Origin of the sequence: Pseudomonas weihenstephanensis (assembly GCF_001043055.1) — a bacterium.
In the GTDB taxonomy this organism is placed as follows: Bacteria; Pseudomonadota; Gammaproteobacteria; order Pseudomonadales; family Pseudomonadaceae; genus Aquipseudomonas; species Aquipseudomonas weihenstephanensis.
Map to the genome: position 1 here is coordinate 321,873 of NZ_JYLF01000001.1, position 23,809 is coordinate 345,681.

At 59.2% G+C, this 23,809-nt stretch carries 21 protein-coding genes and 1 pseudogene; 13 read left to right on the forward strand and 9 right to left on the reverse strand.

Annotated elements, in window-relative coordinates; all coding sequences use genetic code 11:
- The first annotated feature begins 1 nt into the window (after nt 1).
- From murD to lpxC, 9 genes are all read left to right on the forward strand, one after another.
- Entirely contained in the window at nt 2–1,348 is a 1,347-nt protein-coding gene (gene murD / locus TU86_RS01610; RefSeq protein ID WP_048362559.1) for a UDP-N-acetylmuramoyl-L-alanine--D-glutamate ligase, read from the forward strand.
- Nucleotides 1,345–2,559 carry a putative lipid II flippase FtsW gene (gene ftsW, locus TU86_RS01615; RefSeq protein ID WP_048362560.1) on the forward strand — a complete coding sequence of 405 codons (1,215 nt, stop codon included), beginning with the start codon at nt 1,345–1,347 and terminating at the stop codon, nt 2,557–2,559. The genes murD and ftsW overlap by 4 nt, the downstream gene beginning before the upstream one ends.
- Nucleotides 2,549–3,619: an undecaprenyldiphospho-muramoylpentapeptide beta-N-acetylglucosaminyltransferase gene (murG, locus tag TU86_RS01620; RefSeq protein ID WP_048362561.1), complete on the forward strand. Its 1,071-nt coding sequence runs from the start codon at nt 2,549–2,551 to the stop codon at nt 3,617–3,619. The genes ftsW and murG overlap by 11 nt, the downstream gene beginning before the upstream one ends.
- Nucleotides 3,612–5,072 carry a UDP-N-acetylmuramate--L-alanine ligase gene (murC, locus tag TU86_RS01625; protein WP_048362562.1) on the forward strand — a complete coding sequence of 487 codons (1,461 nt, stop codon included), beginning with the start codon at nt 3,612–3,614 and terminating at the stop codon, nt 5,070–5,072. The genes murG and murC overlap by 8 nt, the downstream gene beginning before the upstream one ends.
- Entirely contained in the window at nt 5,069–6,025 is a 957-nt protein-coding gene (locus TU86_RS01630) for a D-alanine--D-alanine ligase (RefSeq protein ID WP_048362563.1), read from the forward strand. The genes murC and TU86_RS01630 overlap by 4 nt, the downstream gene beginning before the upstream one ends.
- 4 nt (nt 6,026–6,029) lie before the next feature.
- Complete coding sequence (locus tag TU86_RS01635; RefSeq protein WP_048362564.1) at nt 6,030–6,896, forward strand: cell division protein FtsQ/DivIB; 867 nt, start codon at nt 6,030–6,032, stop codon at nt 6,894–6,896.
- A gap of 15 nt (nt 6,897–6,911) precedes the next feature.
- Complete coding sequence (gene ftsA, locus TU86_RS01640) at nt 6,912–8,171, forward strand: cell division protein FtsA (RefSeq protein WP_048362565.1); 1,260 nt, start codon at nt 6,912–6,914, stop codon at nt 8,169–8,171.
- Between the two features lie 65 nt (nt 8,172–8,236).
- Nucleotides 8,237–9,454: a cell division protein FtsZ gene (gene ftsZ, locus TU86_RS01645; protein WP_048362566.1), complete on the forward strand. Its 1,218-nt coding sequence runs from the start codon at nt 8,237–8,239 to the stop codon at nt 9,452–9,454.
- Nucleotides 9,455–9,566: 112 nt separating this feature from the next.
- Nucleotides 9,567–10,478, forward strand: a complete 912-nt coding sequence (gene lpxC / locus TU86_RS01650; protein WP_047273792.1) for a UDP-3-O-acyl-N-acetylglucosamine deacetylase — start codon at nt 9,567–9,569, stop codon at nt 10,476–10,478.
- Nucleotides 10,479–10,628: 150 nt separating this feature from the next.
- On the opposite strand, the gene TU86_RS01655 is transcribed toward lpxC, so the two are convergent.
- From TU86_RS01655 to TU86_RS01680, 6 genes are all read right to left on the reverse strand, one after another.
- Nucleotides 10,629–11,948, reverse strand: coding sequence for an OprD family porin (locus TU86_RS01655; protein WP_048362567.1), 1,320 nt, complete (start codon nt 11,946–11,948; stop codon nt 10,629–10,631).
- Between the two features lie 191 nt (nt 11,949–12,139).
- Entirely contained in the window at nt 12,140–12,364 is a 225-nt protein-coding gene (locus TU86_RS01660) for a hypothetical protein (protein WP_048363016.1), read from the reverse strand.
- A 125-nt stretch (nt 12,365–12,489) separates the two neighbouring features.
- The gene (locus tag TU86_RS01665) at nt 12,490–13,878 is read right to left on the reverse strand and encodes a heavy metal sensor histidine kinase (protein ID WP_420876358.1); all 1,389 of its coding nucleotides are present in this window, start codon (nt 13,876–13,878) and stop codon (nt 12,490–12,492) included.
- Nucleotides 13,871–14,545, reverse strand: coding sequence for a heavy metal response regulator transcription factor (locus tag TU86_RS01670; RefSeq protein ID WP_048362568.1), 675 nt, complete (start codon nt 14,543–14,545; stop codon nt 13,871–13,873). The genes TU86_RS01665 and TU86_RS01670 overlap by 8 nt, the downstream gene beginning before the upstream one ends.
- 8 nt (nt 14,546–14,553) lie before the next feature.
- Nucleotides 14,554–17,649, reverse strand: coding sequence for a multidrug efflux RND transporter permease subunit (locus tag TU86_RS01675; protein ID WP_048362569.1), 3,096 nt, complete (start codon nt 17,647–17,649; stop codon nt 14,554–14,556).
- On the reverse strand, nt 17,646–18,800 hold the full coding sequence (locus tag TU86_RS01680) for an efflux RND transporter periplasmic adaptor subunit (protein WP_048362570.1): 1,155 nt from the start codon (nt 18,798–18,800) through the stop codon (nt 17,646–17,648). The genes TU86_RS01675 and TU86_RS01680 overlap by 4 nt, the downstream gene beginning before the upstream one ends.
- A gap of 210 nt (nt 18,801–19,010) precedes the next feature.
- Between TU86_RS01680 and TU86_RS01685 the strand changes: the two genes are divergently transcribed.
- From TU86_RS01685 to TU86_RS01695, 4 genes and pseudogenes are all read left to right on the forward strand, one after another.
- Nucleotides 19,011–19,346 carry a hypothetical protein gene (locus TU86_RS01685; RefSeq protein ID WP_048362571.1) on the forward strand — a complete coding sequence of 112 codons (336 nt, stop codon included), beginning with the start codon at nt 19,011–19,013 and terminating at the stop codon, nt 19,344–19,346.
- 73 nt (nt 19,347–19,419) lie between these two features.
- The gene (locus tag TU86_RS01690; protein ID WP_048362572.1) at nt 19,420–19,665 is read left to right on the forward strand and encodes a hypothetical protein; all 246 of its coding nucleotides are present in this window, start codon (nt 19,420–19,422) and stop codon (nt 19,663–19,665) included.
- A gap of 153 nt (nt 19,666–19,818) precedes the next feature.
- Nucleotides 19,819–20,100 (forward strand): annotated as a pseudogene (locus tag TU86_RS23595) (PAS domain-containing protein); the annotation flags it as partial.
- Nucleotides 20,101–20,361: 261 nt separating this feature from the next.
- Nucleotides 20,362–21,405, forward strand: coding sequence for a methyl-accepting chemotaxis protein (locus TU86_RS01695; RefSeq protein WP_420876361.1), 1,044 nt, complete (start codon nt 20,362–20,364; stop codon nt 21,403–21,405).
- Between the two features lie 4 nt (nt 21,406–21,409).
- On the opposite strand, the gene TU86_RS01700 is transcribed toward TU86_RS01695, so the two are convergent.
- From TU86_RS01700 to TU86_RS23220, 3 genes are all read right to left on the reverse strand, one after another.
- Nucleotides 21,410–21,886 carry a GNAT family N-acetyltransferase gene (locus TU86_RS01700; protein ID WP_048362574.1) on the reverse strand — a complete coding sequence of 159 codons (477 nt, stop codon included), beginning with the start codon at nt 21,884–21,886 and terminating at the stop codon, nt 21,410–21,412.
- A gap of 2 nt (nt 21,887–21,888) precedes the next feature.
- On the reverse strand, nt 21,889–22,791 hold the full coding sequence (locus TU86_RS01705) for a chemotaxis protein CheV (RefSeq protein ID WP_048362575.1): 903 nt from the start codon (nt 22,789–22,791) through the stop codon (nt 21,889–21,891).
- Between the two features lie 87 nt (nt 22,792–22,878).
- Nucleotides 22,879–23,784: a nitrilase-related carbon-nitrogen hydrolase gene (locus TU86_RS23220; RefSeq protein ID WP_239658761.1), complete on the reverse strand. Its 906-nt coding sequence runs from the start codon at nt 23,782–23,784 to the stop codon at nt 22,879–22,881.
- Nucleotides 23,785–23,809 lie beyond the last annotated feature (25 nt).

A 23,809-nucleotide genomic window follows, 5' to 3' on the forward strand; every position in this document is an offset into this window, starting at 1 on the left:
TGTGTCTCTGATCGCTTCTGACCACTTCCGCATCGTTGTCGGCCTCGGCAAGAGCGGCATGTCCCTGGTGCGCTTTCTGGCGCAGCAGGGCGTGTCGTTTGCCGTGGCTGACACGCGGGGAAATCCACCGGAGCTGGCCACGCTGCGCCGTGACTACCCGCAAGTGGAAGTGCGTTGTGGCGAGCTGGATGTCGAATTCCTGTGCCGCGCCGACGAGCTCTACGTGAGCCCCGGCCTGGCGCTGGCAACGCCTGCCTTGCAAGCGGCTGCCGCCCGTGGCGTGAAGCTGTCGGGTGATATCGATCTGTTCGCGCGTAACGCGAAAGCGCCCATCGTGGCAATCAGCGGTTCCAACGCCAAAAGCACCGTGACCACGCTGGTCGGCGACATGGCGGCAGCGGCGGGCAAACGCGTTGCAGTCGGCGGTAACCTCGGCACGCCTGCGCTGGACCTGCTGGGCGATGACATCGAGTTGTATGTCATGGAACTGTCGAGCTTTCAGCTGGAAACCACCCACCATTTGGGCGCTGAAGTGGCCACCGTGCTCAACGTCAGCGAAGACCACATGGACCGCTACAGTGGTCTGCCGGCGTATCACTTGGCCAAGCACCGGATTTTTCGCGGTGCCAAACAAGTCGTCGTCAACCGTCAGGATGCGCTGACCCGTCCGCTGATGAGCGAAGGCCAGCCTTGCTGGACATTCGGCCTCAGTACGCCGGACTTCAAAGCGTTTGGTGTGCGCGAAGAGAACGGCGAAAAATACCTCGCCTTTGAATTCCAGAACCTGATGCCTGTGCGCGAGCTGAAAGTGCGCGGTGCGCACAACCAGGCCAATGCGCTCGCCGCGCTGGCACTCGGCCATGCCGCCGGTTTGCCGTTCGATGCGATGTTGCACAGCCTGCGCAACTTCACCGGCCTTGAGCACCGCTGCCAGTGGGTACGTGAACTCGATGGCGTGAGTTATTACAACGACTCCAAAGCCACCAACGTGGGCGCCGCACTGGCGGCCATCGACGGTTTGGGTATGGACATGGCCGGCAAACTGATCCTGATCGCTGGCGGTGACGGCAAGGGCGCTGACTTCAGCGGCCTGCGTGACTCCGTGGCGCAATACTGCCGCGCCGTGGTGTTAATCGGGCGCGATGCTGATCTTATTGCCGATGCATTGGGCGACGCCGTGCCGCAAGTGCGCGCGGGTTCGCTGGATGAGGCGATTGCCTTGAGCCGCTCACGGGCTGAGCCGGGCGATGCGGTACTGCTGTCGCCCGCATGCGCCAGCTTTGACATGTTCAAGAACTACGAAGAGCGCGGCCAGCTGTTCGCCCGCGCAGTGGAGGCCCAGGCATGATCTTCGGCATCCTCAAACCGTACCCTTCACCGCTGATCACGGGCCGTGGCATCGACCTCGACTTCCCGTTGCTCGCCGGTTGCCTGGCATTGCTCGGCCTGGGGCTGGTGATGATCACCTCGGCCTCCTCGGAGGTCGCAGCGTTGCAGTCGGGTAACACGCTGTACCACATGATCCGCCACCTGTTTTACATCGTGCTCGGTCTGGGCGCATGCATCGTGACCATGATGGTGCCGATTGCCACATGGCAGCGCTTGGGCTGGATGTTGCTGGTCGGCGCTTTCGGCTTACTGGTAGCCGTGCTGATCCCGGGGATTGGCCGTGAGGTAAACGGCTCCATGCGCTGGATCGGTTTCAGCTTCTTTAACGTACAGCCTTCGGAAATCGCCAAGGTCTTTGTGGTGATTTACCTCGCGGGTTATCTGGTACGTCAGCAAAAAGAAGTGCGTGAAAGCTGGATGGGCTTCTTCAAGCCGTTCATCGTGCTGTTGCCAATGGCGGGTCTGTTGCTGATGGAGCCTGACTTCGGGGCCACTGTCGTCATGATGGGCGCGGCGGCGGCGATGCTGTTTCTGGGCGGGGTGGGCCTGTTCCGCTTCGCGTTGATGGTGGCGTTGGCCGTGGGCGCGGTGTTCGTTCTGGTACAAGCGCAGCCTTATCGAATGGCACGTTTGATCACCTTCACCGACCCGTGGTCCGATCAGTTCGGTTCGGGCTATCAACTGACACAGGCGTTGATCGCCTTTGGTCGCGGCGAGTGGTTCGGCGTAGGTCTGGGCAATAGCGTGCAAAAGCAGTTCTACCTGCCCGAGGCTCACACCGACTTCGTATTCTCGGTACTGGCTGAAGAGCTGGGCGTGGTGGGTTCATTGCTGACCGTGGCCCTGTTTGTCTTCGTCTGCGTGCGCGGCATGTACATCGGCTTGTGGGCTGAGCGCGCCAAACAATATTTCGCGGCCTACATGGCGTACGGCCTGTCGTTCCTGTGGATCGGCCAGTTCCTGATCAACATCGGGGTGAACGTTGGCCTGTTGCCGACCAAGGGATTGACCTTGCCCTTCCTCAGTTATGGCGGCAGTTCGTTGGTGATTTGCTGCGTGTGCATGGGGTTGTTGCTGCGCATCGAGTGGGAGAGTCGAACCCACTTGGGCAGCGAAGAGACCGAGTTTAAAGAAAGCGACTTCGCAGAGGAGCCGAACCGTGGGCGCTAATGTGCTGATCATGGCGGGCGGCACCGGTGGACATGTGTTCCCGGCTTTGGCCTGCGCGCGCGAGTTTGAAGCCCGTGGCTACACCGTGCACTGGCTGGGTACGCCGCGCGGTATTGAAAACGAACTGGTGGAGCCTGCGGGCTTTACCTTGCACCGAATCAACGTGGCGGGCCTGCGTGGCAAAAGCAAATTGTCACTGCTCAAGGCCCCCTTTGTGTTGCTCAAGGCGTTGTTTGAGGCGCGCAAAATCATTCGCCAGCTCAAGCCTGTGTGTGTGCTGGGTTTTGGCGGCTATGTGACAGGCCCCGGTGGTCTGGCGGCCAAAACCTGTGGCGTGCCGGTGATTATCCACGAACAAAATGCTGTGGCCGGTACCGCGAACCGCTTGCTGTTGCCGATGACTGAGCGCGTGCTCGAAGCGTTCCCGGACACCTTCGACGCCTCGCATAAGCGTCACACCACCGGCAATCCTGTGCGCCCTGAGCTGTTCACTCTGGCCGAGCGTGCGCCGCTGCCAGGGCGCAAAGCGCGCTTGCTGGTGTTGGGCGGCAGCCTTGGGGCGGAGCCGTTAAACAAACTGCTGCCCGAAGCTCTGGCGCAAGTGCCGGTCGACGTGCGTCCTGAAGTGTTTCATCAGGCGGGCAAACAACACGATCAAATGACCGCCGAGCGCTACCACGCAGTCGGTGTAGAGGCTCAGGTACAGCCTTTTATTAAAGACATGGCCCATGCCTATGGCTGGGCCGACCTGGTGGTTTGTCGCGCAGGCGCGCTCACCGTCAGTGAACTGGCTGCGGCCGGTCTGCCTTCGCTGCTGGTGCCTTTGCCCCACGCGATCGATGACCATCAGAGCCGCAATGCCGACTTTTTGGCTCGGGAAGGCGCGGCTTTCCTGATGCCACAAGCGACGACTGGCGCAGCCGAACTGGCTGCTCGCCTGACAGAGGTTTTGATGCAACCGGAACGACTGAACAGCATGGCGACCAACGCTCGCCGCCTGGCCAAACCTGATGCGACCCGCAACGTTGTCGATATCTGCCTGGAGGTGGCCCATGGTTGAGAATCAAAAAGCCATGCCGCAACCGGAAATGCGCCGTATCCGCCGCATTCACTTCGTCGGTATCGGCGGTGTGGGCATGTGCGGTATCGCCGAGGTATTGCTCAACCTGGGTTATCAGGTGTCGGGCTCTGACCTGAATGCTTCGCCGGTGACGGAACGTCTTGAGTCGTTCGGCGCACAGATCTTCATCGGCCACCGTGCTGAAAACGCAGCCAATGCCGATGTGTTGGTGGTGTCGAGCGCGGTGAACACGTCGAACCCGGAAGTGGCGAGCGCGCTGGAGCGCCGCATTCCTGTAGTGCCACGCGCCGAGATGCTGGCTGAGTTGATGCGCTACCGTCATGGCATTGCCGTTGCCGGTACGCACGGCAAAACCACCACCACCAGCCTGTTGGCATCGGTGTTTGCAGCAGGCGGGCTGGACCCGACGTTTGTGATCGGTGGCCGGCTGAATGCAGCGGGCACCAATGCACAACTGGGCACCAGCCGTTACCTGATTGCCGAAGCGGACGAAAGTGATGCCAGCTTCCTGCATCTGCAACCGCTGGTGGCGGTCGTCACCAACATTGACGCCGACCACATGGCGACGTACGAAGGTGACTTCAACAAACTGAAGAAAACCTTCGTCGAGTTCCTGCACAACCTGCCGTTCTATGGCTTGGCGGTGCTGTGCCTGGACGACCCGGTGGTGCGTGAAATCCTGCCGTTGGTCAAGCGCCCGACCGTGACCTATGGCTTTAGCGAAAACGCTGACGTACGTGCGATCAATGTGCGCCAGCAAGGCATGCAAACCTTTTTCACCGTGTTGCGACCTGATCGTGCGCCGCTGGATGTGTCGGTAAACATGCCGGGCAACCACAACGTGCTCAATGCACTGGCCACCATCTGCATCGCATCGGACGAAGGCATCAGCGACGAAGCCATTGTTCAGGGTTTGTCGTGCTTTCAGGGCGTGGGGCGTCGCTTCCAGGTCTATGGCGAACTGCCGGTTGAAGGCGGCAGCGTGATGCTGGTCGATGACTACGGTCATCACCCGACCGAAGTGGCTGCGGTGATCAAGGCCGTGCGCGGTGGTTGGCCGGAGCGCCGCCTGGTGATGGTTTACCAGCCGCACCGTTTCAGCCGCACCCGCGACCTGTACGACGATTTTGTGCAAGTGCTGGCCGACGCCAACGTGCTGCTGCTGATGGAAGTCTACCCGGCGGGCGAAGAGCCTATCCCGGGTGCGGACAGCCGTCAGCTGTGCCACAGCATCCGTCAGCGTGGCCAGCTGGACCCGATCTACATTGAGCGCGGCGTGGAGCTGGCGCCGATCGTCAAGCCGCTGCTGCGTGCTGGCGACATTTTGCTGTGCCAAGGGGCGGGCGACATTGGCCGCCTGGCCCCCCAACTTATTAAAAGCCCGTTGTTTGCCGGCGCCGTTGTGGCAGCCAGCGAAGGAAAGTTGAAATGACTGCTGCCTACGCCACTCTGTTCTCGACCCTTACCCCAGCCGACTTCGGCCGTGTGGCGGTGCTGTTCGGCGGCAAAAGCGCTGAACGTGAAGTGTCGCTCAAGTCGGGCAATGCCGTCTTGAGCGCGCTGCAAAGCGCTGGCGTTGATGCATTCGGTATCGACGTGGGCGACGACTTCATCAGCCGCATCACGAGCGAGAAGATCGACCGCGCGTTCATCATTCTTCACGGCCGCGGCGGCGAAGACGGCAGCATGCAGGGCCTGCTGGAATGCCTGGGCATCCCTTACACCGGCAGCGGCATCTTGGCCTCGGCACTGGCGATGGACAAATTGCGTACCAAACAGGTGTGGCACAGCCTGGGGATTCCGACCCCGCGCCATGCGGTCCTGAGCACTGAAGCCGATTGTATTTGCGCAGCGAAGGAACTGAGCTTCCCTTTGATCGTCAAACCGGCCCATGAAGGTTCAAGTATCGGTATGGCCAAAGTGAACAGCGTTGAGGAACTGATCAGCGCGTGGACCGAAGCCAGTAAGTACGACTCGCAAGTGTTGGTAGAGCAATGGATCTCGGGTCCCGAGTTCACCATCGCCACCCTGCGTGACCAGGTGTTGCCACCCATTGCCCTGGGCACCCCGCATACGTTCTACGACTACGACGCCAAATACGTGGCCAACGACACTCAGTATCGGGTGCCGTGCGGTCTGGACGAGGCCAAGGAAAAAGAATTGATGGACCTCACGGCCAAAGCCTGTGAGGCAATCGGTATCGCCGGTTGGGGACGTCTGGACGTGATGCAGGACACCGATGGCCAGTTCTGGCTGCTGGAAGTCAACACCGCGCCGGGCATGACGGATCACAGCCTGGTGCCGATGGCGGCCAAGGCGGCGGGTCTTGATTTTCAACAGTTGGTGCTGTCGATTCTGGCAGCCAGTGTAGAGGCGCGGGGTTAAGTCCATGCAAGGCGCACAGCATCGCCAGCCACCACTCGCCCCCGGCCGCAAGCCGGTGCCGCGGGGTGCAAGCCGAATGGTGGCTAAAGAGCCGATGTCGGTGCGCCTGCCGAAAGCCAACTTTGGCTTTCTCAAGGCATTGTTTTGGCCTGTGCTGTTGGTTGCGTTGGGATTTGGCACCTATGAAGGCGCGCAACGGCTCATGCCTTACGCGGATCGGCCGATTACCAACGTCAACGTACAAGGTGATCTGACTTACATCAGTCAGCAAGCCGTGCAACAACGCATCGCCCCCTACATTGCCGCGAGCTTTTTTACGGTCGATCTGGAAGCGATGCGTACCGAGCTGGAACAGATGCCCTGGATTGCCCACGCCGAAGTGCGTCGGGTGTGGCCGGATCAGGTAGTGATTCGCCTCGAAGAGCAACTGCCGGTGGCGCGTTGGGGGGATGAAGCACTGCTCAACAACCAGGGGCAGGCGTTTACCCCGCGTGAACTGGCCAATTACGAACATTTGCCGCAGCTGTTCGGGCCGCAACGGGCTCAACAGCAAGTGATGCAGCAGTATCAGGTGTTGAGCCAAATGCTGCGTCCGATGGGTTTTTCCATCGCCCGGCTGGAGCTGCGTGAACGCGGTAGCTGGTTCCTGACAACGGGGGCTGGCAGTGCAGGGCCGGGTATCGAGCTGCTGTTGGGGCGCGATCATCTGGTAGAGAAAATGCGTCGCTTCATAGCCATCTATGAAAAAACGTTGAAAGAACAGATTACGAACATAGCGCGCATCGATTTGCGTTATGCCAACGGATTGGCCGTCGGCTGGCGGGAACCTGTGGCACCCACGATAGCCCAACCCGCTGTCGCGAAGAATTAAGAAGAGGCAGGACCCATGGCAAACGTGCAAAGCGGAAAAATGATCGTCGGTCTCGATATCGGCACCTCCAAGGTGGTGGCGCTGGTGGGCGAGGTCGGCGAAGACGGCATGATTGAAATCGTCGGTATTGGCACGCATCCGTCCCGGGGCCTGAAGAAAGGCGTGGTGGTGAACATCGAGTCCACCGTGCAATCGATCCAGCGCGCCATTGAAGAAGCGCAGCTGATGGCCGGTTGCCGGATCCACTCGGCGTTTGTCGGCGTGGCCGGTAATCACATTCGCAGCCTGAACTCCCACGGCATCGTGGCGATTCGCGACCGCGAAGTCAGCGCGGCTGACCTTGAGCGAGTACTGGATGCCGCCCAGGCGGTCGCCATCCCGGCTGACCAGCGTGTGTTGCACACGTTGGCGCAAGACTACGTGATCGATAACCAGGAAGGCGTGCGTGAGCCACTGGGCATGTCGGGCGTGCGTCTGGAAGCCAAGGTGCACGTGGTGACCTGCGCGGTGAATGCTGCGCAGAACATCGAGAAGTGCGTGCGTCGCTGTGGCCTGGAGGTGGACGACATCATCCTGGAGCAACTGGCGTCGGCGTACTCGGTGCTCACCGATGACGAAAAAGAGCTGGGTGTGTGCCTGGTGGACATCGGCGGCGGCACCACGGACATCGCGATCTTCACCGAAGGCGCCATTCGCCACACGGCGGTGATCCCGATTGCGGGCGATCAGGTGACCAACGACATCGCCATGGCGTTGCGCACACCGACCCAGTACGCCGAAGAAATCAAGATCCGTTACGCCTGCGCACTGGCCAAACTGGCGGGCGCCGGTGAAACCATCAAAGTGCCAAGCGTGGGCGATCGTCCGCCGCGCGAGCTGTCGCGTCAGGCATTGGCCGAAGTGGTCGAGCCGCGTTACGACGAGCTGTTCACCCTGATTCAGGCTGAGCTGCGCCGCAGTGGCTACGAAGATTTGATCCCGGCAGGCATCGTCCTGACGGGCGGCACGTCAAAAATGGAAGGCGCGGTCGAGCTGGCCGAAGAAATCTTCCATATGCCCGTGCGTCTGGGCGTGCCGCACAGCTTCAAGGGTTTGACCGATGTGGTACGTAACCCGATTTACTCCACGGCTGTGGGCTTGCTGCAATACGGGCTGCAAAAACAGTCCGATGGCATCTCTCTGTCGGGCCTAGGCAACCGCGACAGTTACAGCAGTGAAGAACAAAAAGCCCCGGTACTTGAACGTTTGAAGCGTTGGGTACAAGGCAATTTCTAAGCAGTAAATGATTCAAAAGCAGTAGAAGTAGGCGAAAAAAACTAGAGAAGGTAAGGAGAGGGACCATGTTCGAACTCGTAGACAACATCCCGCAAAGCCCGGTAATCAAGGTTATCGGTGTTGGTGGTGGCGGTGGCAATGCTGTTAACCACATGGTTAAGAGCAACATCGAAGGCGTGGAATTCATCTGCGCCAACACCGACGCACAAGCACTCAAGAGCATTGGTGCACGCACCATCCTGCAATTGGGCACAGGCGTGACCAAAGGCTTGGGCGCTGGCGCCAATCCTGAGGTCGGTCGTCAGGCCGCTCTGGAAGACCGCGAGCGCATTGCCGAAGTGTTGCAGGGCACCAATATGGTGTTCATCACCACGGGCATGGGTGGCGGTACCGGTACTGGTGCTGCACCGATCATTGCCGAAGTGGCCAAAGAAATGGGGATTCTCACCGTTGCGGTGGTGACACGTCCGTTCCCGTTCGAAGGTCGCAAGCGCATGCAGATCGCTGACGAAGGTATTCGTCTGCTGTCCGAAAGCGTCGATTCGTTGATCACGATTCCGAACGAAAAACTGCTGACCATCCTCGGTAAGGACGCCAGCCTGCTGTCGGCTTTCGCCAAGGCGGATGACGTACTGGCCGGCGCCGTTCGCGGCATCTCCGACATCATCAAGCGTCCGGGCATGATCAACGTCGACTTTGCCGACGTGCGCACCGTGATGAGCGAAATGGGCATGGCGATGATGGGCACTGGCTGCGCCAGCGGTCCGAACCGTGCACGCGAAGCGACCGAAGCGGCCATCCGCAACCCGTTGCTCGAAGACGTGAACCTGGAAGGTGCGCGCGGCATCCTGGTGAACATCACCGCCGGTCCAGACCTGTCGTTGGGTGAATACTCGGACGTGGGTAGCATCATCGAAGCGTTTGCTTCGGAGCACGCGATGGTCAAAGTCGGTACCGTTATCGACCCGGACATGCGCGACGAACTGCACGTAACCGTTGTAGCGACCGGTCTGGGCGCGAAAATCGAGAAGCCGGTCAAAGTGATCGACAACACGGTTCAATCGTCCTACTCGGCGTCTTCGGCTCAAGCAGCGGCGGCACGTCAGGATGTGCGTCAGGAGACTCGCCAGGAGCTGCCAACGGTTAACTACCGTGACCTGGATCGCCCGACCGTGATGCGTAACCAAGCCCAGCAAGGCGCCACCACGGCTGCCAAGCTCAATCCTCAAGACGATCTGGATTACCTGGACATCCCGGCTTTCCTGCGTCGACAGGCTGATTAATGAAATCAATCAGGGGGATTAAGGTGATTGGTATTCAGCAAAGGTTCGGTCTGCTATTATCGCCAGCCTTTGTTGATACCAGTTCGCAATTTGCGCTGAAGCGGCCAATGCCATGATTAAACAACGCACCCTGAAAAATATTATCCGTGCCACAGGTGTCGGCCTGCACTCCGGTGAGAAGGTCTACCTGACCCTCAAGCCTGCGCCTGTGGACACCGGCATCGTGTTTTGTCGTGCAGACCTTGACCCTGTGGTGCAGATCCCTGCTCGCGCGGAAAACGTCGGCGAGACAACCATGTCGACCACGTTGGTCAACGGCGATACCAAAGTAGACACGGTAGAGCACTTGCTCTCGGCCATGGCTGGCCTGGGGATCGATAACGCCTACGTCGAACTCTCCGCGTCTGAAGTCCCTATCATGGACGGTAGCGCTGGACCTTTCGTATTTTTGATTCAATCTGCCGGCCTGGAAGAACAGGACGCGCCGAAGAAATTCATCCGCATCCTGCGTGAAGTGACAGTGGAAGATGGCGACAAGCGCGCCACTTTTGTCCCTTTCGAAGGCTTCAAGGTGACTTTCGAGATCGATTTCGATCACCCGGTTTTCCGTAATCGCACCCAAAGTGCAAGCGTGGATTTCTCAAGCACTTCGTTTGTAAAAGAAGTCAGCCGCGCCCGTACCTTTGGCTTCATGAGTGATATCGAGTACCTGCGCAAGCACAACCTCGCACTCGGTGGCAGCGTGGAAAACGCGATCGTTGTCGACGCAGACGGCGTACTGAACGAAGACGGTCTTCGCTATGAAGACGAATTCGTGAAGCACAAGATCCTCGACGCAATTGGCGATCTCTACCTGTTGGGCAATAGCCTGATTGGTGAGTTCAAAGGCTTCAAGTCTGGCCACGCACTGAACAACCAGCTGCTTCGCAAGCTGATTGAGCAGAAAGATGCATGGGAAGTCGTGACCTTTGAAGATGCCAGCACTGCACCGATCTCGTACATGCGTCCGGTTGCGGCAGTTTAAGTAAAACTTCTTTCTCTAGTTTTTGAAGGCCACCCTCGGGTGGCCTTTTTTTTGTGCACCCAACCGTGCTGATGGCTGAATCAGGGCTGCACCGCTGTGGCTGGGTACAGTCCTGAATCTGGATCGCTACTTGTCGGCTTGGCTCACGGCTTAAAACACATCCAGCGGGTAATCGATGATCACGCGGTACTCATCCACATTGTTGTCCACCGCCTGATACGCATCGTTACCGCGGTTGGCTGACCAGCGCAGAGCGACGCCGAGGTTTTTCGCCGGGCCTTCTTGCAGCACGTATTTGACGGTCAGGTCGCGTTCCCAATGTTTGGCATGCTTGCCGTCGGCGTTGTACCAGTTGCTGTAGCCGACGCTGTTGGGGTCAACCTTGGTCAGGTCCAACTCACCACGCGAGTACGACACCGTCGACGTCAGGCCCGCCAGACCCAGCCCGGCAAAGTCATATTCGTATTGCAGTTTCCAGGAGCGCTCGTTCGGGCCGTTAAAGTCCGAGTACTGCTGGGAGTTGTCCAGGTACACGCTGTCGCCCTGATAGATGTAGTCAAACGGCGTGTTGCCGTTTACCCGCTGGTACACGGCAGTGACCGTGTGCCCGGCGACGGCCACGGCAAAGTGCAGGCTGAACGTGTTGTTGTCGATATCGCCGAGCAGCGCTTTGCCCGTGTCCTGAGTGTGGTAGAAGTGCAGGCCGGGGTTGAGGCTGACACTTTCGTTCAGGGCGTAGGTGTAATCCAGATCGTAGTAGTACTGATTCCAGATGTCCTTGAGCTCGGCGGCATAGAGGTTGCTGGTCAGCGCCGGTACGCCGCTCCACGAGGCCCCGGCCCAGTTGATGTGTTGGCTGCTCTGGCCTTTGAGGTCGCCGTACATGGTGGTCATGCGGCGCATGCCGCTTTGGTTGTACGGTTTTTCGAAACTGACCTGCCCACCTTCGAACATCCAGCCTTCCAGGCTGTGATTGGTCAGCGTGACGCCGCGAAAAGCCTGCGGCAGCATACGCGTCTCGCCGCCGGCAATGACCGGGTTGGAGAGGAACATGTCACCGGCTTTAAGCTCGGTATCAAACGCGCGCATTTTCAGCGCTGCGCCCGCAGACGAAAACTCGGTCGGCGCCTTGCCGTTGCCATCGCTGACCGGCAGGATGCTGCTGCCGTCGGTGCCGCCACCGCCATCAAGTTTGAGGCCGAGCATGCCGTAGGCATCCACACCAAAGCCTACGACCCCTTGGGTGAACCCCGACTCAAACGTGCCAATAAACCCCTGGCCCCACTCTTTGCTGTCATCGCCTTTCGGGCTGCGAATGTCGTGATTCATGTAGTAATTGCGCAGGTGCAGCTTGAGGCTGGAGCCTTCGATAAAACCTTCCTTGGCGGTGTCATCGTCAGCGTGAGCGAATGTCGGGATCGTTGCGGCCAGCGCGAGGAATAGCGGGCTGAGCTTGAGTGTGTTCTTCACCGGTAAATGGCTCCTTTTTTGGGGTGGCAGTTTTTATTGTCTGTAGGCATTTGAATGCGTATTCAAAGACGCCAAACGCTGTGGCGGCTTTTTTTAAAACAAAAAAAAGCCGCTATAGTAGCGGCTTTTGAAACAATCAGTCACATATAAAGGCCGTGACTGACTGGGTCGGGAAGACTTCAGGTGGGCAATCAGCTGTCTTTGGTATCAACGCTAGCGCTGGTTTTGACCTGTGATGACTGAGGCTTGGCCTCGTTTTGGTGGTTGGCCGTCAGTTCCTGTTGGTGCTGCTCATAGGCGGCTGCGCGGGCTGCATTTTGCGCGACGAACGCGGGCGATTCTTCCGCCATGGCCAAGGGCGACAACAACAATGACGACAAAGCGAAAACGCTGGCCATACCCATACTGCTGGACATTTCAAAGACCTTCTTGCTGAGCAAGTTCTGTGTGGTGCGATCAAAATATAGACAACCCGCCCCCTGAAAAAGCCCTGCGCTGGATAAGGACTTTTGCGTTTTGAGTAACAACGCGATTACCTCTCCTACGCGGTATGGGGCGGAAGGTGCAGGCCGAAGGTATTTATTCCGTCGCGACTGTAGGCAAACACATCTCCGCCATGCATGTGCGCGATTGCTTTGACGATGGCCAATCCCAGCCCGTGATTGCTCCCGCTGTTGTAGCGCGCGGCATCCACGCGATAAAAACGTTCAAACAGGCGGGGCAGGTGTTCATCGGCTATCGGAGCGCCGGGGTTGCTGATGCTGATGCTGATCCGCTCAGGGCCTTGAGTGATGTGTACGTCAATCTGCTGGCCGGGCCCGGTGTGTTGCACGGCATTGTTCAGCAAGTTGATGAGCGCCCGGCGCAGGTGCGGTGTTTCAATGCTGGCCTGGGCATCGCCGCTGACCTGTACCTGCACGCGCGCATCTTCAAGGATGAAGTCCAGGTAATCCAGGGTCGTGGCCACTTCGTCCGCCAGCGAGGCACGGGTTAACGCACAGGCTTTGCTGCCTTGATCGGCACTGGCCAAAAACAGCATGTCGTTGATGATGCTGCGCAAGCGTTCCAGTTCTTCGAGGTTCGATTGCAGCACTTCAAAGTAATGCTCGGCCGAGCGCCCACGGGTCAGTGCGACTTGGGTCTGGCCAATCAGATTGGTCAGCGGCGAGCGCAGCTCGTGGGCCACATCGGCATTGAATGACTCCAGCCGCGTGTAAGCCTGTTCGACGCGATCCAGTGTGGCGTTGAATGCACTGACCAACTGATCCAGCTCAGGTGGCAGGGGGGACACCCGTAAACGCCCGGACAAGCGTGGAGAGGCCAGTTTTTGTGCTTCTTCACTGAGTGTGATCAAGGGCTTGAGACCCACACGCGCTACCCAATAGCCCAAAAGCGAGGCCAGCACGACCCCGATGATTGCCAGGCTGATCAGCGCAATCAACAAGTGGTGTTGGGTTTGGTGGAACGTCTCGGTGTCGATGGCAATCAAAAAGCGCAGCGCGGGGCGTTGGTCTTTGGCCGGCACGTCGCTGGTCAGCACTTTGAGCGGGGACGACATGCCGGGTAGCGTCAGGTCACGAATACCTTCCGGGCCTTGGGCGAAGGTGCGAACGCTTGCATCGGCATCCCCGAACTCATAGTCAGGGTGCGGGCTGATGACCCAAAACCGGATGCGCTTGTCTTCTTCAGTCAACAGTTTGAGTTTGGCGCTGATCTTGGCCCAATGGTCCGGGTTGCCGAAACGGTTGATCGACGACTCCAGCACGCTGTAGCGCGCCTCCAGTTCAGCTTCGGGGAGCCTGGCGATGCTTTTGTCGACTTGCTGGTACAGCGCGCCGCCAATCAACACGAACACCAGCAAGGCCACGAGCGTGAACAGCAGGCTCAGGCGCAGGGCGATGGCGTTCAAACGCAGCGCGGGCTTAGACACTGCGCCGCTCCAGCACGTAGCCCATGCCGCGAATGGTGTGCAGCAACTTGTGTTCGAACGGCCCGTCGAGCTTGGCGCGCAAGCGTTTGATCGCGACTTCGACGACGTTGGCGTCGCTGTCGAAATTGATGTCCCAGACCAGTTCGGCGATGGCGGTTTTGGACAGGATTTCACCTTGGCGCCGCGCCAGTACGCTGAGCAATGAAAACTCTTTGGCAGTCAGGTCCAGACGGCCCCCGGCGCGGGTGGCCTTGCGGCTGATGAGGTCAATCCACAGGTCATCGACCATGACCTGTACCGGTTCATGGCCGCCACTGCGTCGGGTCAACGCTTGCAAGCGCGCCACCAGTTCCAGAAACGAAAACGGCTTGCCCAGGTAATCGTCAGCCCCTTCGCGCAACCCGCGAATGCGGTCTTCGACCCGTTCACGGGCGGTCAGCATGATCACCGGGGTTTGCTTGCGGGCACGCAAGGCGCGCAGCACGCCAAAGCCATCGAGGCCGGGCAGCATGACGTCGAGCACAATGACCGCGTAATCGCTTTCGAGCGCCAAATGCAGGCCCTCAATACCGTCGCGCGCCACGTCCACGGTGTAGCCCTGTTCGGTCAAGCCTCGGCGCAGGTAATCAGCCGTTTTTTCTTCGTCTTCAATAATCAGAACGCGCATAACCCGCCTCAGTGATCAGTCGCCAGCCCGCTGGCGGGTTTGGACCGGTGGAACAGTCTTTCAAGCCACAAGTATATGACTGGCGTGGTAAACAGCGTCAGCGCCTGACTCACCAGCAGCCCGCCCACCACCGCAATGCCCAAAGGCTGACGCAGCTCGGCGCCGGTGCCGTAGCCGAGCATCAGCGGCAGCGCGCCGAGCAATGCGGCGAGCGTGGTCATGATGATCGGCCGAAAACGCGTCAGGCAGGCCTCATAGATGGCGTGCTCGGGCGCCAGCCCACGAGTGCGTTGAGCATGCAGGGCAAAGTCGATCATTAGAATGCCGTTTTTCTTCACGATGCCAATCAGCAGCACCAACCCGATTAACGCCATGATCGAAAAGTCTTGCCCGCAGATCCACAGCATCAGCAACGCGCCGACGCCCGCCGAGGGCAAGGTTGAGATGATGGTCAGCGGGTGCACGAAGCTTTCGTACAGCACGCCGAGAATGATGTACACCGCCACCAGCGCCGCCAGAATCAACCACGGCTGACTGGCCAGCGAGCTTTGAAAGGCCTGGGCCGCCCCCTGAAAGTTGCCGCTGATCGTGCTGGGCATGCCGATGTCATTTTTTGCCTGATTGAGCATCAACACCGCATCGCCCAGCGCCACGCCGGGGGCGAGGTTGAACGACAGGTTAGCGGCTGGGAACATGCCGTCATGGCTGATGGACAGCGGGCCACTGATCGGTGCATCGACCTTGGCCACGGCAGACAGCGGCACCATGTCGCCGGTTTGCGGCGAACGCAGGTAGAAGTAGTTCAGGCTTTGGGCCTTGGCGCGTTGTTGCGCGTCGAGTTCAAGGATGACGTTGTACTGATTGATCTCGGTTTGGAACTCATTCACCTGTCGCTGGCCAAAGGCGTCGTAGAGCGCTTCATCGACATCGGTGGCGGTCAGCCCGAAACGCGCGGCGGCGTTTCGGTCGATGCTGATGTGGGTGATGCTGGCGCCCAGTTGCAGGTCGTTGGACAGGTCGCGAAAGGCCGGGTTGGTGCGCAGTTTTTCCGTCAGGCGCTGGGTCCAGGCAGTGAGGGTCGCCCCGTCATTGCTCTTGAGCACGTATTGATACTGGCTGCGGCTGGGGCCGGCGCTCAGGTTGATGTCTTGTCCGGCGCGCAGGTACAGCACGATGCCGGGCACTTTGGCCAGTTGCGGGCGTATACGGTCGATGAACTCACTGGCCGACACATCGCGCTCACTGCGGTCTTTGAGGGCGATCCAGAAACGCCCGTTGGCGATGGTCTGGTTGCTGCCGGTCACGCCCACGGAGTGCGAAAACGCCTTGACGGCCGGATCGTTGCTGACGATGTCGGCCAATGCCAAATGCTTTTTCACCATGTCCGGGTAGGACACGTCGGCGGCAGCCTCGCTGGTGCCCAACACAAAGCCGGTGTCTTGCACCGGGAAGAACCCTTTGGGGATCAGCACATAACCGGTCACGGCCATGGCCAGCGTTACGCCAAACACCCCCAGCATTAACCGTTGGTGCGCCAGGGCGCGCGTTAAGCCTTTTTCATACAGCGCGAGCAACCGTTCACCGAAGCCGGGTGTGGCATCGGCCGGGTGCACCGGGGCTTTCATGAACAGCGCGGCCAAGGTCGGTGCGAGGGTCAGGGACACCAGTACCGAAATCAAAATGGTCGAAGTCGCGGTCAGGGCGAACTCCTTGAACAGCCGCCCGACCACACCGCCCATGAACAACAGCGGGATAAACGCCGCCACCAGCGACAGGCTGATCGACACTACGGTGAAGCTGATTTCGCTGGAACCCTTGATTGCCGCCTCGCGCATGCTGTCGCCCGCTTCGAGGTGACGATGGATGTTTTCCACCACCACAATCGCATCGTCGACCACAAAGCCCACGGCCACCACGATTGCGACCAGCGTCAGATTATTGAGGCTGAAGCCCAGCACGTACATCAGCGCGAAACTGGCGATCAACGACACGCCCAATACTGACGAGACGATCAGCGTGGCTGACCATTGGCGCAGGAACAGCGCCATCACGGCAATCACCAGCAACACGGCAATCAGTAGCGTGACTTCGACTTCGTGCAGCGAGGCGCGGATGGTTTGCGTGCGGTCACTCAGCACCTTCACCTCTACCGAGGCCGGGAGCATGGCTTGCAAACCGGGCAGGGCAGCCTGAATGCGGTCCACGGTTTCAACAATGTTGGCGCCGGGCTGACGCGAAATCACCAGGTTCAAACCGGGCTGATGCCCGGACCAGGCTTGCACGTAGTCGTTTTCTGAGCCGTTGATCACCCGCGCCACGTCGCGCAATTGCACTGGCGCGCCGTCTTTGTACGCGACGATCAGTTGGGCATAGTCATCGGCGTTAAACAGTTGATCGTTGGTCGACAGCGTGGAAATGCTCGATGGCCCATACAGCGCACCCTTGGCCAGGTTGAGGCTGGTTTGCTGAATCGCCAGCCGGATGTCGGCCAGGGTCAGGCCAATGGCCGCCAGTTTGTCGGCAGACGCCTGAACGCGGATCGCCGGACGTTGCTGGCCGGTGATATTGATCAGCCCTACGCCGTCGATCTGGCTGATTTGCCGCGCCAGCAGGGTTTCAACGTAGTCACTCAATTCGGTGCCGGGCATCTGCATCGAACTGATGCTGAGAATCAGCACCGGGCTGTCCGCCGGGTTGACCTTCTTCCAGGTGGGCAGCGTCGGCATGTCTTTGGGTAATTTGCCGGAGGCGGTATTGATGGCCGCCTGAACTTCTTGGGCGGCCGTGTCGATACTTTTGTCGAGGGTAAATTGCAGGGTCAGGGTGGTCGAACCCAGCGCGCTGCTGGAGGTCATTTGCGTCACGCCGGGGATGGCGCTGAACTGCACCTCCAGTGGGGTCGCCACCGACGACGCCATGGTGTCGGGGCTGGCACCGGGTAACTGGGCCGAGACTTGAATGGTGGGGAACTCCGCCTCGGGCAGCGGCGCAATGGGCAGGCGTGGAAACGCAATCAAACCGACTAACACCAGCGCGAAAGTCAGTAGCACCGTGGCCACCGGGTGATCAACGCACCAGGCTGAGAGTGAGCGACTGGCGGTCATGGTTGCACCGACGCGTCAGGCGTCTGCGCAGGTTCATGCACTACCTCAATCCGCGAACCGGGCTTGAGCCGCGACTGACCGTCACTGACCAGCGTGTCCCCCCCGTTGACGCCGCTGATGATGTTCAGTTCGGTGTCTTGATACACCATGCGCACCGGCACACTTTCGACGGCATCGCCTTTAACGCGGTACACGAAGTAGTTATCTAGCCCGCGTTGCACCACGCTCGGCGGCACCACCAAAGCGTTCTGCTCAACCCCGGTTTGAACCTCGACATTCACCAGTTGGCCGGGCCACAGCGTGTGCTGGGGGTTATCAAACTGCGCCTTGACCTTGATCGTGCCGGTCGTCGCCGACACCTGGTTGTCGATCAGGCTTAAACGCCCTTCGCCCAAGGGGGCGCTGCTGTGCTCGCTGTCGCCGATAAAGGCTTTGACCAAGGCCGGTGTCTTGGCCTCAAGCAAGTCATGGAGGGTGGGCAGTTGCTGTTGTGGCAGCGAAAACTCCACGGCAATCGGGTCGATCTGCGTCACCGAAAACAGCCCCTGCGCGTCGCTGACCCGCAGGAAATTACCGGGATCTACCGCACGGATCCCCACGCGCCCGGTGACCGGAGAATGGATGTGCGTATACGACAACTGCACCTTGGCCGCCGCGATGGCGGCCTGATTGCCACGGGCTGTGGCTTTGAGCTGATTGACCAGCGCTTGCTGCTGATCGAGGGTTTGTTTGGAGATGCCGTTGTCGACGCTCAGCAGTTGATAGCGTTTAAGGTCGATCTGCGCCACCCGCAACAGCGCCTGATTTTGCCCCAGTTGTGCGTTGGCTTGATCGAGGCTGGCCTGAATCGAGCGATCATCCAGTGTGGCCAGCAAATCCCCGGCCTTGACGCTTTGGCCTTCCTTGACCAGCAACTGGGTGAGGATGCCGTCGATTTGCGGGCGGATCATCACACTGTGCAGTGACAGCACCGCGCCTATCCCGCTCACATAGCGTGGCACATCGCGTTGCACCACCTGGATCACGCGCACCGGAATGGTTGCCGCGTGGGTGGGTTTGGTTTTAGCCGGGCGAGTGAGCAGCCAGCTGCCGGTCACGATCAAGGCCATGATCAACAGGCTCAGCAGGATCTTGTTGTTTGAAATGCGCATGCCGGGTAAACGCCGTGTGCGTGAAATGAGAGTGTTTGCAATGTGCCAGCGGTTATAGCGCGTCAACCCGGTCAGTAGCGTGACGTCAAACTGACATCGCTGACAGTTAAGTGAAAAACCGGTTTATAACCCTAAAGAAAACAGGGTCTTGGCCGATGGTCTGGTTATAAGAGTGGGGCGCTGGCGCGTCCCTGAACCGGGGGGTAATTGATGAAAGTATTTGCACTGGGGCTGGCAGCTTGTGTGTTGTTTGGGCTTTCCAATGAGGCGGTGTCTGAAACCGCCGCCAAGGGTGGCACGATTGAATTTCGCGGCAAGGTGATGGAGGCCGCGTGTGAGCATGGCCGCTCGGGCGCCGTGGATTTTGGCGAACAGACGAAACTGATTGAAGTGGCCCCCCGCGTGGTGCTGGCAGTGAACATGGCGAACAATGCTTGCCGCACAGGCCAGTTACCGTTTGTCGCCTCCTATCAGAAGCTCAACACCCCGGCTTACAGTGAAGAGCAAGGTGTACGCAATGGTGTGCTGACTATTTCCTACCTCTGAGTGCAACGCGGGGCGAGGATGGCAGGTATACTGCGCGGCTTTATTCCTACCCCCCGCATTCTCCGGAGCTTTCATGACTTCCCCTAAACAACCGACGGCTCCCGAAACACTGGCGGCAGAACAGGTCGAGCTTGAAACCATTGCGAACGCTGCTGATAAACCGGCCGTTCCTGCGTTCAGCTTTCCGTTCAACCCGGCGGCGTTTGCCCAAGGCAAAAAAGACAACCAGCCGTGGTACCAAAAATCCGGCAAGGGCGGTCACGACAAAACCCCTGGCGCGCCGCCGCACGGCACGCGCAAAACCATGGGTAAGCGCTGATAATTGGCGTCGAAAAAACGTCATTTATCCCCCATTTTCATCGTGTGCCCGATTAACTTCGGCACACCTGCGCTAGATCAGTGTTTGGTTAATAGGTGCGCTTAGAGTCGACAGCCCTGCCGACTCTCACCTAATAATTCGAGCGCGCCTGTCATGAAAATCAATCTACCGATTACCGGCCGATCCGTTGATTTTGCACCCGACGCAAACATTCTCTCCACCACCGACCTCAACAGTTGCATCACTTACGCCAACCCCGACTTTATAAACGTCAGTGGGTACGCGCTGAGTGAGCTGTTGGGCAGTCCGCATAACCTGATGCGTCATCCTGATATGCCCGCCGCTGCCTTCAGTCACATGTGGCAGACGCTCAAGTCAGGTCGCTCGTGGATGGGCATGGTGAAAAACCGCTGTAAAAATGGCGATCACTATTGGGTCAGCGCTTACGTCACGCCGGTCAAGCGCAATGGCGAAATCGTGGAGTACCAATCGGTGCGTACCCATCCGTCCCCCGAGCGGGTCGCCGCGGCTGAAGCCTGCTACGCGCGCATGCGTGCCGGGCGCGGATCGGTGTTGCAGCGCTGGGGACACCTCGGGCTGAGGAGCAAGCTGGCGCTGTTTGTCAGTGCGGTGTTTGGCGCAGTGACGGCCTTGGGCACGCTGCTGTTACCCCAGATCGACCTGCAAGCGGCGGTGATGGTGTGGCTGGTGGGCAGCCTGCTGAGTTCGGCGGCCATTAACTGGCTGCTCCAGCCTTTGAGTGCTTTGGCCCGGCGTGCCAAAGACGTGGGTGATAACCCGCTGAGTCAGCAGATTTATACCGGGCGGCGCGATGACGTCGGCCAGATAGCGTTCGCGCTGAACATGCTGGAAGCGCAAGTCGGGGCGGTGGTGGGGCGTATCGGTGATGCCTCGCAACGTTTGGCCGGGCATGCCGGCGAGTTGGTTGAACACCTGCAAAGCAGCCATGACAGCACGCTGCATCAGCAACTGGAAACCGACCAGGTGGCGATCGCCATTAACGAAATGGCGGCCAGTGTGGCGCAAGTGGCCAACAATGCGCAGCAAGCCTCTCAAGCCGCCGACCGGGTCGAACATGAAACCCGCGAAGGCCATGACCTGGTGATGCAAAGCCGCACCTCGGCGCAGTATCTGGCCAGCGAGCTGGCGCGTGCCACTGAGGTGGTGCATCACCTTGAGAGCCACAGCAGTGATATTTCATCGGTGCTGGAGGTGATCCGCAGCATCGCTGAGCAAACCAACCTGCTGGCGCTCAATGCAGCAATCGAGGCGGCGCGTGCAGGTGATCAAGGGCGCGGTTTTGCGGTGGTGGCGGACGAGGTGCGGGGTTTGGCGCAACGTACCCAGCAGTCCACCCAGGAGATCCAGCAGATGATCAATAACTTGCAGGGGGGAGCGCGCGCGGCGGTAGAAGTCATGCAGCACAGCAGCGAATATGCGCAGACCAGCGTCAATCAGGCGCAGTTGGCCAGCAGTGCGTTGAGCGGTATCAGCCTGCAAGTGAAGAGAATCAACGAGATGAACCTGCAAATTGCCTCGGCGGTGGAAGAGCAAAGCGTGGTCAGCGAAGACATTAATCGCAACATTGCAGGCATTCGCAGCGCGTGCGAAGTCACAGTCGATGCCGGACAACACAGCCACCGCAACTCGGGTGAAGTGGCCGATCTGGCCGCTGGCTTGCGCTCGCTGGCGCAGGAGTTCTGGCAGACCCGGCGTTAAGCGCTTAAATGCTGAGCCTTTGAACCAGCGCCATGCCGTGTTTTCGGTACAGGCAGCAGGCCTTGAGGTTGTGCGCCATGACCTTGAGGTCGACGCAGGCTTCGCCCCGCTGCTTGAACACGCTGAACACATGCGCCAATAACGCGCTCGCAATGCCTAGACCTTGATAGTGCGGGTGCACGACCAAGTCTTTGAGGTAGGCGCTGGTCCAGCCTTGGGCGACGCCCACCACACGGGCGTCCTGCATCGCTAAAAAACACAGTTGCGGATCGTATTCGGCATCGTGAATCAACGCCTCTCGCCACCGCTCCAAAGGTTCAACGCTGCCGTGGCCGGGCGCATAGCCTTCGACAAGCAAGGCGTGTGCGTCGGGCAGGCATGAATCACTGAGGTTCACCACGCGGATGCCTGCTGGCCAGTGCGCGGGAGGGAGTGGCCCGCGCAAGTCTTTGCGCAGCAGCAAGCACACGTCACGCGTCATGCTCAGTAACCCTGCGCGGCAACCGTGCGTGCGGCTTCAATCAGACATTTGGTCAGGTCAGGCGACGAGAACTTGGTCAGCACCGCATTGGCCCCGGACAGACGCGCTTTTTCGCTGTTCATCGCGCTGTTGAGCGAGGTGTGCAGCAGCACATAAAGGTGCTTGAAATCCGGGGTTTCGCGCAGCGTGCGGGTGAAGGCGTAACCGTCCATTTCAGACATTTCGATGTCCGACACCACCAGGTTGATTTGCTCTTTGGTGCCTTGCAGTTCCAGCAGACGGTCGATGGCTTCCTTGGCGCTGCGGGCAGTGTGGCATTGCAAGCCCAGATTGCGCAGGGTAATCACCGACTGTTGCAAAGCCACCTGACTGTCATCGACCACCAGAATGCGGGCATTGGCCAGCAGCTCAGCTTCTTCCATCGTCACCGCATCCGGCTCCTCGATGATTTTCGAGGGGGCGATGCCGTGAATCACTTTTTCGATATCGAGCACTTGTACCAGCACATCATCGACCCGGGTCACGCCGGTGATGAACGAGCGCGAGCCGCCTGCGCCGTAGGGTGGCGGGCGAATATCCGTGCTCAGGCAGTGAATGATCTTGCTTACTGCCTGCACGTGCAAACCCTGTTTAGAGCGACTGACATCGGTCACGATCAGGCAACCGCCGTTGGGGTCTTCCAGGGGTTGCTCGCCGATGGCACGGCTCAGGTCGATGACCGACAGCGACGCCCCGCGCAGCACGGCAATGCCTTTTACGTGAGGGTGCGACTCAGGCATTTTGGTCAGCGGCGGGCAGGGAATGATTTCGCTGACTTTCAACAAGTTAATCGCCATCAGCTTGCCGCTGCGCAAAGTGAATAGCAGAAGCGAAAGAGAGTCTGCGCGGGCGTTGTGGGATGACATAAAAACCTTCTGTGTAAAGAGATGCGCGCGGGCTAAAAGCCAACAGCAGCGGGCGATACAGGGTTATCGACCTGATTTAGTGGGTCTTTAGCCAGTAGGGCCAATCAGATCACAACGCGACCTTGAACACTCGCTCTCTGTTGTGGCCTGCATGTCAGGCCACAGTGTTACCCGGCTACGGAGAGATTGCGCAAAAAATTTTTCAATCTCGACTGTTGGCCACACCCAATAAGCAGCCACAGTAAGAGTCTGGCTTTGCGCGGGCACAGAAAGCCGCTCATATGCAGGCCTTTGCCGGTCAAGTCGATTTCGCCGCCTTTGAACCCATAGGTGTTGAAGGCCGTGGGACCCGCCCCGGTGCGTGAGCCGACGATGACCGGTATTTTGGCCGCAATCGGTTGTAGAACCTCTTCCCGCTTCATCGAACAGCGGCGGTGGTGTCCATACCCAGTTGTTCAGGCTGCAAATGATATCTGCGCCTTGCTGGGTCAGCAGTCGCGGGACCTCGGGAAACCATATGTCCCAGCAGATCATCAGGCCGATACGGCCAATAGGCGTTTCAAACACAGGAAAACCAAGATTGCCCGGCGTGAACCAGAGTTTTTCCCGATGCCATAAGTGAGCTTTGCGGTATTTGCCGATAAAACCGTCCGGCCCAAGTAGCACGGCGGTATCGAACAACTGCATGCCGTCCCGTTCCGCGAGCCCCGCCACCAGATAGACCTGATGGTGCGCCGCGAAATCGATCCATGCCTGAGTGCTGGGACCTTCAGGAATGGACTCGGCATGCAGATAAGCATCCTGACGGCTGGCAAATAAATAGCCGGTGTTGGCCAGCTCGGGCAGCACAATCAAATTTGCCCTGTTGGTGACAACCTCTTGGGCTAGATGCAGGCTGTTTTCCAGATTTTTTGGCTGGTGATGAATACCGACTTGCGGATCGAACTGAACCACAGCAACGCGCACGGGACTGACAGCGACAGTGTTGCTCATGGCTGAAACCTCTTCTTATTTTTAT